The following is an 11,491-nucleotide window of genomic DNA, read 5'->3' on the forward strand; positions in this document are numbered from 1 at the left end:
CAATTTAAAAATCAATTTATATAAAAAAAATGAAAATTATATCATACAATGTGAATGGCATACGTGCGGCTATTAATAAAGGATTTTTAGACTGGTTAAAAAGTGCCAATCCAGACATTATCTGTTTACAAGAAATAAAAGCTTTAAAAGAACAGTTGGATTTAAATCTTTTCGAGGAAGCCGGCTATAAATACCACTATTGGTTTAGTGCCCAAAAAAAAGGCTATAGTGGTGTTGCCATTTTAAGCAAAATAGAACCTAAATATGTAGAATATGGCACAGGAATTGCATCTATGGATTTTGAAGGCAGAAATCTGCGTGCCGATTTCGATGGCTTTTCTGTAATGAGCTTATATTTACCATCGGGAACGAACGACTTGCGGCTAGATCATAAATTGGAGTACATGGATATGTTTCAAGATTATATAAATACGCTTAAAAATGATATCCCCAACCTTATTATTTGTGGGGATTACAATATTTGCCACGAAGAAATAGATATTCATAACCCAAAAGGCTTAAGTAAAACCTCTGGGTTTTTACCTATAGAACGGGACTGGCTCGGCACTTTTATCGATAGCGGTTTTATTGATTCTTTTAGATATTTAAATGCTGAAAAACAACAATATAGCTGGTGGAGCTATCGTGCAAATGCACGTGCCAACAATAAGGGATGGCGATTAGATTATGCCATGGTGTCAAAGCCATTGCAAGATAAAATAAAAAGGGCCGTTATATTGCAAGATGCCGTACATAGCGACCATTGTCCTATTTTACTAGAACTTGATAAATTAGTATAGAACGAAAACAATAAATAACAACAGAATTCAAAAAAAATGATTAAAAAACTCACATTCTCCGCTATGATGCTAATACTTGTAGCATCCTGTGTTTCTCCAAAAGTCTATAAAGATTTAGAAAACAAATACATTGAATTAAAAGACGAAAACCGAAAAATTACTGATGAAAACAGAACGTTAGCAGATGCTAAAACAAAAATACAAAATGAATTAAACGCTCTCCAAAAGAAGTACGACGAAGCATTGGCCAATACAAACAAACTCCAGGGTGACTATGATGCTGCTTTAGCCAATTTAGAAAATTTAAAAGCATCTTACAGTGCTTTAGAAAAAAACAGCTCCGCTTCTATCGCAGAAAACTCTAAAAAAAACAGAGAATTATTGGCACAATTAGAAGCTAAAGAACAAGCATTGGCCGCAGAAAATGCCCGCTTAGAGAATCTTAAAAAAGAACTGGAAGATAGGTCTAACCGTGTTGCAGAACTTGAGAGTGTTATTGCCTCAAAAGATGCCGCTATGACGGCCTTAAAAGACGCCATATCTAAAGCCTTAACCGATTTTGAGGGCAAAGGATTAACTGTTGAACAACGGGACGGCAAAGTATATGTTTCTATGGAGAACAAGCTATTGTTTGGCTCTGGAAGTTGGGCAGTAGGATCGGAAGGACGTAGAGCGGTTGAGCAATTAGGCAGTGTACTTGGAGTGAATCCAGATATCGCTGTTTTAATTGAAGGTCATACCGATAATGTTCCTTACCAAGGTAGCGGACAGTTAAGCGACAACTGGGACCTATCAACGAAACGCGCCACTGCCATTGTTAACATCTTAAGAGAAAACTCTAATATAAGTCCAGAAAACTTAACGGCTGCAGGTCGTGGAGAATTCGCACCCATCGCATCCAATGAAACGGTTCAAGGCAAAGCAAAAAACAGACGTATCGAGGTTATTTTAACCCCTAAATTAGATGAACTTTCTAAGCTTTTAAACGAATAAAAACAGCTTGTTATAAAAGAATCTAAAATTTATTAAAAACCTTTCAAGGTCTAACGCACTCTGGAAGGTTTTTACATTTATGCTTTAATTTAAAAAGTCTGCTAGTCTTAAAAAATGAAGCACCTATAATAAACGGTTTTTTTTATTTAGCAAAAAGCCATATAATTTTAGGGCTTTTTAAACACATACACACATATGATATATACGACCTTACCCAATACGGATATAAAAATTAGTAAAATATGTTTAGGTTCTATGACTTGGGGCAACCAGAACACTGAGCAAGAAGGCCATGCCCAGTTGGACTATGCCCTTGATCAAGGTGTTAATTTTATAGATACTGCCGAAATGTATCCCGTACCTGCAAGTCCGGAAACACAAGGTAAAACCAGCAATATAATAGGTACTTGGCTACATAAAACAAAAAACAGAGATAAGGTTGTTGTGGCCAGCAAAATTATTGGCCGTTCTAGTGATTACACCGCACATATTAGAAAAACAGGACTTAACGCTGCCTCTGTAAGCGAAGCCGTTGACAAAGAATTGAAGCGCTTACAAACCGATTATATTGATTTATACCAAATACATTGGCCAGAACGCGAAACCAACACGTTTGGGATCCGAGATTACAAACACGATCCAAACGATAAATGGACCGATAACTTTAACGAGGTGCTACATGCTTTGGAATCTCAGATACAGGCTGGAAAAATAAGACACATTGGGCTGTCCAATGAGAAGGCATGGGGCGCTATGCGTTTTATAGAAGAGTCTAATAAAAATGCCTTACCTAGAATGGCAACCATACAAAATGCTTACTCCTTAATAAATAGGATTTTTGAAGGTGACATGGCAGAAATTTCCATAAGAGAAAACATAGGCTTACTGGCCTATTCTCCTATGGCGTTTGGTGTGCTTTCTGGAAAGTATATCCGTGGCACAGCTGCTGATAATGCACGCCTTAATTTATTTTCAAGGTTTGTACGGTACAGTAGCAAACAAGCTACCGAGGCCACAAAACAGTATTTAAAAATTGCTGAACAACATAATATGGCGTTGGCCCAAATGGCATTGGCTTTTGTAAATCAACAAGCTTTTGTAACCAGCACCATTATTGGAGCAACAAACTTAGAGCAATTAAAAGAAAACATAGATAGCATTCACATAACTTTAGGTGATGATGTTTTGGAACAAATTAATCAAGTACATGCTGCAATACCTAATCCAGCACCTTAGTTTACACCCCTGTTTAATATAGAGTTACTCCTGTGAACATGTTTATTATTGAATAAAAAATAACAGCTAACTATCAAGCATAAGCGTCTTGTCCTAAAGGCGCTTAAAGCTTGATTTCAACAAAAACAGCTTTAAAACTACTAGGTCAAACTTATCGTAACACTGGAATTGTTTTTTTTAATCCAACGGAGTAAACCACAGTTACAAGCGTGTTCTAGAGCCTTATATTAGTGATGTTTAACGGTTCATACCTTTTGCAACCGTTTCCAATTCTGCATACCACTCTTCACCAAATTTCCGAATTAATGCTTCTTTTACAAATTTATAAATAGGCACCTGAAGTTCTCTACCAAGGGTACAGGCATCATCGCAAATATCCCATTTCTCATAATTCACGCCAACAAACTCAGAGTATTCTTGAATTCTAACAGGATATAAATGGCATGAAACTGGTTTTTTCCATGCAATTTCACCTTGATTATAAGCTTCTTCTATCCCACAAAGCGCCGTTTTCTTATCATCAAAAATAACAAAAGCACAGTCTGCGCCGTTAATAAGAGGTGTTTCGAAATCGCCATAATCATTGGTCGTATAAAGTCCTTGTTTCTCTATAGCTTCGATGCCCTCTTTTCGCAAAAAGGGTTTCACCTTGGGGTAAATAGCTTCCAAAATCTCAATTTCATTTTTATCAATTGGAGCCCCTGCATCCCCATCAATACAACATGCGCCTTTGCATGCAGACAGGTTACACAAAAAGTCTTTTTCGATAATATCTTCAGATACAATGGTTTTTCCTATTTGAAACATAAAATGTGGTAAAGTGCCAGATACGTTGTTCTAATAAAAAGAACGCATTAAAATCGGCTTTGTTAGAATTTGCAAAAATAGTTAAACTTTATGTTTTAAATGTAATATTATATAAGCAAAAGAAAAACTAGCCATCATTGGTTATTTTGTTTTAAATTTAATACCGAACTTTGTAGTAACTTTTAGTCCGCCATTAACATGAAATTTAATTTTAAAGAAATCTTTACCGTTTTCATGGTGTTATTTGCCGTGATAGATATTGTTGGAAACATTCCTATTGTTATAGATTTAAGAAAAAAAGTAGGCCAAATTGAAAGTGGAAAAGCGTCTATTATTTCAGGCATCATCTTGATACTTTTCTTGTTTTTGGGAAATAGCATCTTAAAGCTTATTGGTATAGATGTAAGCTCTTTTGCTGTTGCAGGCTCTTTAATTTTGTTTTTTATTGCTTTGGAAATGATTTTAGGGATTACCCTTTATAAACAAGAAGAACAAACGGCCCAAACCGCTTCTGTGTTCCCTTTGGCTTTTCCTTTAATAGCAGGTCCAGGAAGCTTAACGACATTACTTGCTTTGCGAGCAGAGTTTAAAGTGGAAAACATTATTGTTGCTATTATTCTAAACGTTATCCTTATTTTTGTAGTATTAAAAACCTCTTCGAAAATCGAACGTTTTTTAGGCCCGAACGGTATTAGCATTATCCGAAAAGTTTTTGGTGTTATATTACTCGCTATAGCAGTAAAGCTATTCACCCATAATATTAAAGATTTATTTATTTGAAACCTCTAATTTTTACAACTAAATCCTCATGAAAATAGTATCCTTTGTATTTATAGCCATTGCTATAGCTCTAATCGCTTTTAATAGTACAAATATAGATCCTAACGCTCTTTTTACTGGAGACAGTATGATTGCTTTTATTACTATAGTAGCGTCCCTTTGTGTTATTTTGATGATGTTAATTTTAATAATCTCGAAACGTATTGAGCAAAAAACAAAACAAAGACCATGATGTTTGATATTTTAATTATTGGAGGTGGTGCTGCAGGGATGTCTTGTGCTTTGGTTTTAGGTTCTGCCAAAGATAAGCCTTTTGCCAAAAATAAGCGTATTGGTATTATAACACATCAAAAGACATCGCACTTACAAACGGCTTTATTCAATAATGTACTAGGCTTAACGCCAGGCACAACAGGTGCTTCCGTTTTAAAAAGTGGCAAAGCACAATTAAAAGCACTATATCCGCACGTTGAGCAAGTTGAATATGAGAAAGTTCAAGAAGTTTTAGAACTAGAAGAGGGCTTTAAGGTGGTTACCAATAAAAATACATATAGCAGCAAATTGGTTGTAATCGCTGTAGGCTACACTAATCTACTAACTATTAACGGACTAGAACCTTATATTGAACCACATCCCAAATCGCCAATAGATAAAGAACGGATTTGGCTTAAAAACCAAGATCACCTTATCAAGAACGGATTGTATGTTGCAGGCACATTAGCCGGTTGGCGCAGTCAATTTGCTATAGCATCGGGAAGCGGTGCGCATGTCGCTACCGATATCTTGACCTTATGGAACAATGGCAAAGACACTAAAGTACACGATAAAATAGAGGTATAACCGCTTTTAAAATTAAACATGAATGAGTTTAGGCTTTTTTTGATTTAATACGCATTAATTTGACAGGATTCTATTAAGCCGAACTGCATAAAAATTTATTATTAAAAATCTGTTTTTTCGCTAAGCTTAATAACTTCATCGATCATGATATCACTTTGATTTAAAATTTCTTCAAAAGCACCACTTCCAAAAAGCTGATCGCCAAGAGTTGCTTTTATATAGTGTTTTATAACATCGTGATACGCGACGAAAGTTACTTGGGAATCTGCTCTTATATTCAAAAAGTCTTGAAACTCCAGAACCAATCGGTCATCTACTATAAAATCGTCTATAAACGCTTGTTTTGAAATGCCATCATAGTTTGCACGGCCTCTTTCCAAGATTTCAAAAACAAAAAACCCGATAAAGCCCCGTCGAAGTAAATAGGACAAGGTTTCATTTTGTACACTGGTATCTATAGGCACAAACACGTCTGGAATAATGCCTCCACCGCCGTATACAACTTTCCCTTTTGGGGTTGTAAATTTTAAGGAATCGGCTACTTCAATTTTATCAGGGTCTAAAAGCTCCCCACTTTCCAATCTATGAAAATAATCGTCAAAATAATCTTTATTGTCTCCATGCTGATAAGAGCGTTGAATAGATCTTCCTGTGGGTGTATAATAGCGAGATACGGTTAATCGCACGGCACTACCATCTCCCAAACCCATTTCGCGCTGTACCAATCCTTTCCCGTAAGACCTTCTGCCAATAATAGTCCCCTTGTCATTATCTTGAAGTGCTCCAGCTACAATTTCGCTCGCAGAAGCCGAATTCTCATTTATAAGCACAAATATGGCCCCATCTTCAAAATCCCCTTTACTAGTCGCGTAGCTTTTCTCAATATTGCCTCGCTTGTTCTTTGTAAACAAAATAAGCTTTTCATCTTCCAAAAACTCATCCACAATTTGTTCGGCTATAGTTAAGAATCCGCCAGGGTTATCACGTAAATCTAACACTAATTCTGTAGCTCCTAGGTTAATTAAATTTCGTAGGCCTTCTTTAAACTCTCTATAAGAACTCTCGGCAAAACGATTTATCTTTATATAACCCAACTTATCGGTAAGCATATATGCTGCATCTACGCTCTTAATGGGGATGTGCGCACGCTTTACCGTAAACTCTAAAAGCTCTGGAGTTCCTTTTCTATAAATTTTCAGCTTAACTTGGGTATCAATAAGCCCTTTAAGTTTCTCTACAACCTGCTCATCGGCCAGGTTACTTCCTAAAAGCGAATCGTTGTCTGCCATAATAATCCTATCACCTCCTTTTATCCCCGCTTTGTCGCTCGGACCATTTTCAATGGCTCTAATAACGGCAATAGTATCTTTGTAGGTGTAAAAACTAACGCCAATGCCCACAAAATCACCTTTCATATTCTCTGCAACGCGCCCCATATCGGCTTGGGGGATATATACCGAATGTGGATCTAAATTTTCCAATATGGCATTAACCGTAACATCTACGATATTATCGGTATTTACATCATCGACATACTCGTAGTTGATATAATCAATTAGCCTGTTTAATTTATCTTTATTACTATTTTTAGAGAACAATCTATCCGAAGCATCTGCAAAATTCAACTTGCTCCCAATAAATATGCCCATCGCCATAGCAACACCTATAATAAGTGGCAAATATTTTCTAAGGTTTTGCATTAGGCTTTTAAATCTTCAATTAACTTTAATTCAATTCCAGCTTTTTCCAAGAAGCGAAGTCCAGAATCGTCCTTATATGCTTGATGATATACCACTTTTACAATTCCCGCTTGATGTATCAACTTACTACATTCTTTACAAGGAGACAGTGTAATATATAATGTAGCACCTTTACAAGACTGTGTAGAGGCCGCTACTTTCAATATCGCGTTAGCCTCGGCATGAAGCACGTACCACTTTGTGTAACCTGCCTCATCTTCACAAAAATTCTCAAACCCTGTGGGCGTACCATTATAGCCATCCGATATAATCATCCTATCTTTTACAATTACTGCACCTACTTGCTTGCGTTCGCAATAAGATAGTTTTCCCCACTCTTCAGCAATTCTTAAATAAGCTTTATCGTATTTTAATTGTTTTTTATCTGGCATTCGTATATATTATTCTTTTTGGGTGTTTAAAACAAGCTAAAATACAGGCCACAAACCATCGCTTCATGCGGGATGTAGAAGCCCCTAAGTTTAACCCATCTTTATGTCCCGTTGTTCAATTTATATAATTGTTTTCAATAATCATGGGAATTACTAACCCTACAACAATGGCCGAAATGACCATTACCCAATCGCGCTTAGAAAACCTGAAAATAGTTTGTACAATATAGGCCAAAAACAGCACCATAAATACAATTATAATTTGTGCTAATTCTATGCCTAAAGCAAACTCTAGCAATAATAAAAACTTATTATTAGATTTCCCTGCCCACATATGGAACTCACGGGCAAAACCCAATCCGTGCACTAGTCCAAAAAACAAGGTAGAGAAAAATAATACCCCCACACGTTCTTTTTGCGCCCCTTTTCCTGCCGTAAGCACATTAAAAAGTGCTACCACCATAATAGTAACAGGAATTAAAAACTCGACTAACTGGCCATTTACACTAACCACATGGTAGGCTGCTAAAATAAGGGATACAGTATGTCCTAAAGTAAAAAGAGTAACCAATAACAGCACACGTTTCCAGTCTTTAAACACATAAGGCACTGTTAGTACAATTAAAAAAAGAACATGATCATAGGCCTTTATATCAAGTACATGGTTCATGCCATACTCTACATTAAACCAAAAATTTTCGAGCATAATTGTTAAGTGTTTAGGGATTGCACCAAATATACAATTTATCAAATTCTTTTAATGTAGTCGTTTCTAAAATTATTCTTCCAAAAAACCATTACAACAAATCAACTATTGCCATATATTTGTATCATCCTATAAAAAACAATACTAAAAATGGCTTTAAGGCTTTTAAGCATTATACTACTATCATCCCTACTGTTTTCATGTAAAAAAACAGAAGAAAACACTACAGAAGACACACAAGACATTACTATCAAACCTGTTTCTGAAGTGGATATTTCTAAAATAAACTACACCGAATATGTTTTAGATTCAAAAACCAAAACCGCCACCGAGAGCTGGCTTAAATATCAGGAATTTGAACAGGTGATTCACCAAGTAAAAGAAGGGGACCTCTCTTATTTTCATGATAGCGATAGGGAAAACACTATAAGAAATTTTTTTATTGCGTTTAGAAAAGCTATTCCAGATACGATAAACACTCCTGCCATCTCTGCAAGGATTTTGGCTTTAGAGACTAAAACACATAAACTGGAGAGTTTTGCAAACCTATCTACTACCAGTGAAGAGGAGCTAAACAAAACCATTAAGGAATTTTTGGTGTCCTTCTCCAATCTTACACTTCAAATGAATAAAAAACTGGAAAAAGATTCTCAGACTATTGAAAAGCCCTAGTTAAGCATTCAAACAAGTCTACCTCCAGAAAACAAATATTATAAAAAAAAGCAAGCTTTCTTATAAAAGAAACTTGCTTTTTTATTGCCACATCTCTTAAAAAAGTGTGGGTTTATTTTTCAGGCTGCGGGGCGGCCGGGGCTTGTAATAACTGTTTTTGCCTTAACAATTCGCTTTTGGTAATCTGAATTAGATTAAAATTAGGCGACTCTTTTAGTGCCGCATCTAAAATATCTACAGCAGCATCAATATTAGCTTTCGTATCTTTATTGTATACCACTAAAGCATTCAAATACATAAAAGCAGATTTTAAAGACACCTCATAAGGTTGTTGTTGTTCGTAATATGCTTTTTTCATATCGGCTTTAGAATTTGCCAATCCGTAGATTACGTGTTTTTCGGCTTCAGCATAATCTTGGAGCTGCATATTAAGCTCGGCCAACTCATAGGCTATTAACGGATCGGAATCCCTTTTAAAAAGCTCTTCAAAATGCTCTAATGCCCGCTTCGGCTGCCTTAACGCTTTTAGGCTCACAGCCTTCACTTGTACAGCGATATCAGAATCTGTAGGCATGCTCTCGATACTACCTATGGCGTTTAAAGCTTCTATATTTCTTCCTTCACTCATATAAATATAAGACAAGGTGTCTTTTCGTGCTTGCGAAGGCTGCAATACAATTAAATGGGTTAACCCGTTTATAATCCCTTGCGTATCTCCCTGCATATTCATTTGTTTATAATAAGCCTCAAAATGCTTCAACAATTCTGAATGGTTTTGGGCCCCCATTTGAAAACCGCTTACCAACAAAGCTAACACTAAAAATCTTTTCATTTATTTTACATTTATTTAAAAGGATTATGAGCTGAAAGAGCAGCACTTAAACCCCATTTATTAACAATAGGCTAAAGCTAAAGAAAATTAACATTTAATATCTTAAAACATTGCTAATTTTTTTATTCAGAAAAAAAACACTATATTTAGAAGTTTGGGCGTACTTTCAAGATAGTTTACTTAAGTTTTGAACAGGTTTTCCTTATATTATTAATCTTAAAAAAATAAAACCATGGCAATAAAAAGTTTTCAAGGACCACGAAGAGCACAGATAAATCCAGGAGATGAAAAGCTTATAAAAGTAAGTGATTACATGTGCACCACACTCATTACCTTCACTGCAGACCAATCTATAGACAGCGTAATGGAAACCTTAATTAAAAACAGAATTTCTGGAGGCCCTGTTGTAAATGACAAGAATGAATTAATCGGGATTATTTCTGAAGGGGACTGTATTAAACAAATTAGCGAAAGCCGTTACTACAACATGCCTATGCAAAACGAAACCATAGAAAATTATATGGTAAGAGAAGTAGATACTATTGATGGCAATATGAATATTTTTGATGCTGCCAGCAAATTTTTAGAAACAAAACACAGACGCTTCCCTATTGTTGAAAATGGCAAACTAGTAGGCCAGATAAGCCAAAAAGATGTTTTAAAAGCAGCTATGAATTTTAAAGGGCATACGTGGTAAACATTAATATTACACGAATATTCCATATCTTTTCTATCGTATAGTGCCTGGTTTAAAATTTAACGCTCTCTTTTTACTAAGGCATAATAATCGCCTTCTAAAGGCAAATACCCTTGATCATACACAAAATAGTACACGGTTCCAGCCTTAGTTGTATATATACTTGTAAAGTAATTAAAATCGAATCCCGCCTCGATAAGTTTTGCCCTAGAAGTCTTTGTTTTTTGTTCTGGATTTAAAACTTCTAAAATTCTATAGTTTTTCCGTAACCTATTATTGGTATTTCGTATTAAGTTTTTACTGTCTTTATTCACGTTGTTATTGTAGGCGTTACGACAGGCATCACTGCAAAACTTCTTGTCTAATCTCCCTACAATTTTATCCTCACACTCTAAACATTGTTTAGCCATAAAAACTGATTTTTAGATGGTTAAATATACAATAAAAACGTTTACAAACGACTACAAACATTTACAAACGATTTTAAATAAGTAATAACCGAATAATTTTTAGAAGCTGCTGCATCTTTGCCCTGTTGAATTGACCAAATGATATTCAATAGTATTAACTGTTTAACATTAAATATTTTTAAATTATGAACACACTTAGAAACAAAGTACAGTTGATTGGCAGATTAGGACAAGATCCTGAAATTGTAAACTTTAAAGACGGTAATAAAATGGCTAAATTCTCGATTGCCACAGACGATAGCTACAAAGACAAAGAAGGAAATAAAGTAGAGCGCACCTATTGGCATAACATTATTGTAAAAGGGGGACTAGTTAATGTTGTTGAAAATTACGTGACTAAAGGAAAAGAAATTGCCATTGAAGGCAAGCTTACCAATAGAAGTTGGGAAGACAAAGAGGGCAATAAACACTATGCCACGGAAATACTTTGTAATGAATTATTAATGCTTGGAAAATAACAAGCTATTAAACAAATCGTTAAGATAAGAGGAGAACCACCCTTCTCTTATCTTAATTTAATCGACAAA

General features: G+C 35.4%; 15 protein-coding genes. 9 read left to right on the forward strand and 6 right to left on the reverse strand.

The features are described from left to right. Window positions 1–29: 29 nt before the first annotated feature. The 3 genes from ACFFU9_RS04755 (at window position 30) to ACFFU9_RS04765 (ending at window position 3,029) form a co-directional block, all read left to right on the forward strand. The gene (locus ACFFU9_RS04755; RefSeq protein ID WP_379860236.1) at window positions 30–800 is read left to right on the forward strand and encodes an exodeoxyribonuclease III; all 771 of its coding nucleotides are present in this window, start codon (window positions 30–32) and stop codon (window positions 798–800) included. Window positions 801–836: 36 nt separating this feature from the next. Continuing rightward, window positions 837–1,793, forward strand: coding sequence for an OmpA family protein (locus ACFFU9_RS04760; protein WP_379860237.1), 957 nt, complete (start codon window positions 837–839; stop codon window positions 1,791–1,793). A gap of 195 nt (window positions 1,794–1,988) precedes the next feature. After that, window positions 1,989–3,029: an NADP(H)-dependent aldo-keto reductase gene (locus tag ACFFU9_RS04765; RefSeq protein WP_379860238.1), complete on the forward strand. Its 1,041-nt coding sequence runs from the start codon at window positions 1,989–1,991 to the stop codon at window positions 3,027–3,029. A gap of 237 nt (window positions 3,030–3,266) precedes the next feature. Here the strand turns inward: ACFFU9_RS04765 and ACFFU9_RS04770 are convergent, their stop codons facing one another. Further along, window positions 3,267–3,836: a DUF3109 family protein gene (locus ACFFU9_RS04770; protein ID WP_379860239.1), complete on the reverse strand. Its 570-nt coding sequence runs from the start codon at window positions 3,834–3,836 to the stop codon at window positions 3,267–3,269. Between the two features lie 198 nt (window positions 3,837–4,034). Between ACFFU9_RS04770 and ACFFU9_RS04775 the strand changes: the two genes are divergently transcribed. Genes ACFFU9_RS04775 through ACFFU9_RS04785 form a run of 3 tightly spaced genes read left to right on the forward strand, consistent with a single transcriptional unit; the run spans window position 4,035 to window position 5,456 of the window. Beyond that, window positions 4,035–4,616 (forward strand): MarC family protein, encoded by a 582-nt coding sequence (locus tag ACFFU9_RS04775; RefSeq protein WP_379860240.1) that lies wholly within the window; start codon window positions 4,035–4,037, stop codon window positions 4,614–4,616. A 28-nt stretch (window positions 4,617–4,644) separates the two neighbouring features. Next, window positions 4,645–4,848, forward strand: coding sequence for a hypothetical protein (locus tag ACFFU9_RS04780; protein WP_379860241.1), 204 nt, complete (start codon window positions 4,645–4,647; stop codon window positions 4,846–4,848). Then, window positions 4,848–5,456: an FAD-dependent oxidoreductase gene (locus tag ACFFU9_RS04785; protein ID WP_379860269.1), complete on the forward strand. Its 609-nt coding sequence runs from the start codon at window positions 4,848–4,850 to the stop codon at window positions 5,454–5,456. The genes ACFFU9_RS04780 and ACFFU9_RS04785 overlap by 1 nt, the downstream gene beginning before the upstream one ends. Window positions 5,457–5,557: 101 nt before the next feature. Here the strand turns inward: ACFFU9_RS04785 and ACFFU9_RS04790 are convergent, their stop codons facing one another. The 3 genes from ACFFU9_RS04790 to ACFFU9_RS04800 form a co-directional block, all read right to left on the reverse strand. Then, the gene (locus ACFFU9_RS04790) at window positions 5,558–7,156 is read right to left on the reverse strand and encodes a S41 family peptidase (RefSeq protein WP_379860242.1); all 1,599 of its coding nucleotides are present in this window, start codon (window positions 7,154–7,156) and stop codon (window positions 5,558–5,560) included. Beyond that, a complete protein-coding gene (locus ACFFU9_RS04795; protein WP_379860243.1) occupies window positions 7,156–7,587 on the reverse strand; it encodes a deoxycytidylate deaminase in 432 nt (143 codons plus the stop codon). The genes ACFFU9_RS04790 and ACFFU9_RS04795 overlap by 1 nt, the downstream gene beginning before the upstream one ends. 115 nt (window positions 7,588–7,702) lie before the next feature. Next, window positions 7,703–8,293, reverse strand: a complete 591-nt coding sequence (locus tag ACFFU9_RS04800; protein WP_379860244.1) for a HupE/UreJ family protein — start codon at window positions 8,291–8,293, stop codon at window positions 7,703–7,705. Window positions 8,294–8,443: 150 nt separating this feature from the next. Between ACFFU9_RS04800 and ACFFU9_RS04805 the strand changes: the two genes are divergently transcribed. Further along, on the forward strand, window positions 8,444–8,965 hold the full coding sequence (locus tag ACFFU9_RS04805; RefSeq protein ID WP_379860246.1) for a hypothetical protein: 522 nt from the start codon (window positions 8,444–8,446) through the stop codon (window positions 8,963–8,965). A gap of 112 nt (window positions 8,966–9,077) precedes the next feature. On the opposite strand, the gene ACFFU9_RS04810 is transcribed toward ACFFU9_RS04805, so the two are convergent. Further along, window positions 9,078–9,797: a tetratricopeptide repeat protein gene (locus tag ACFFU9_RS04810; protein ID WP_379860247.1), complete on the reverse strand. Its 720-nt coding sequence runs from the start codon at window positions 9,795–9,797 to the stop codon at window positions 9,078–9,080. 232 nt (window positions 9,798–10,029) lie between these two features. Here ACFFU9_RS04810 and ACFFU9_RS04815 point away from each other — a divergent pair, with 232 nt between their 5' ends. Then, the gene (locus tag ACFFU9_RS04815; RefSeq protein ID WP_379860248.1) at window positions 10,030–10,494 is read left to right on the forward strand and encodes a CBS domain-containing protein; all 465 of its coding nucleotides are present in this window, start codon (window positions 10,030–10,032) and stop codon (window positions 10,492–10,494) included. Between the two features lie 59 nt (window positions 10,495–10,553). Here ACFFU9_RS04815 and ACFFU9_RS04820 read toward each other — a convergent pair whose 3' ends face one another. Further along, complete coding sequence (locus ACFFU9_RS04820; RefSeq protein ID WP_379860249.1) at window positions 10,554–10,904, reverse strand: hypothetical protein; 351 nt, start codon at window positions 10,902–10,904, stop codon at window positions 10,554–10,556. Between the two features lie 185 nt (window positions 10,905–11,089). Between ACFFU9_RS04820 and ACFFU9_RS04825 the strand changes: the two genes are divergently transcribed. Next, window positions 11,090–11,422, forward strand: coding sequence for a single-stranded DNA-binding protein (locus ACFFU9_RS04825; RefSeq protein ID WP_379860250.1), 333 nt, complete (start codon window positions 11,090–11,092; stop codon window positions 11,420–11,422). Window positions 11,423–11,491: the final 69 nt, after the last annotated feature.

The sequence above is a fragment of the Mariniflexile ostreae genome, from assembly GCF_042427585.1.
Taxonomy (GTDB): domain Bacteria; phylum Bacteroidota; class Bacteroidia; order Flavobacteriales; family Flavobacteriaceae; genus Pseudalgibacter; species Pseudalgibacter ostreae.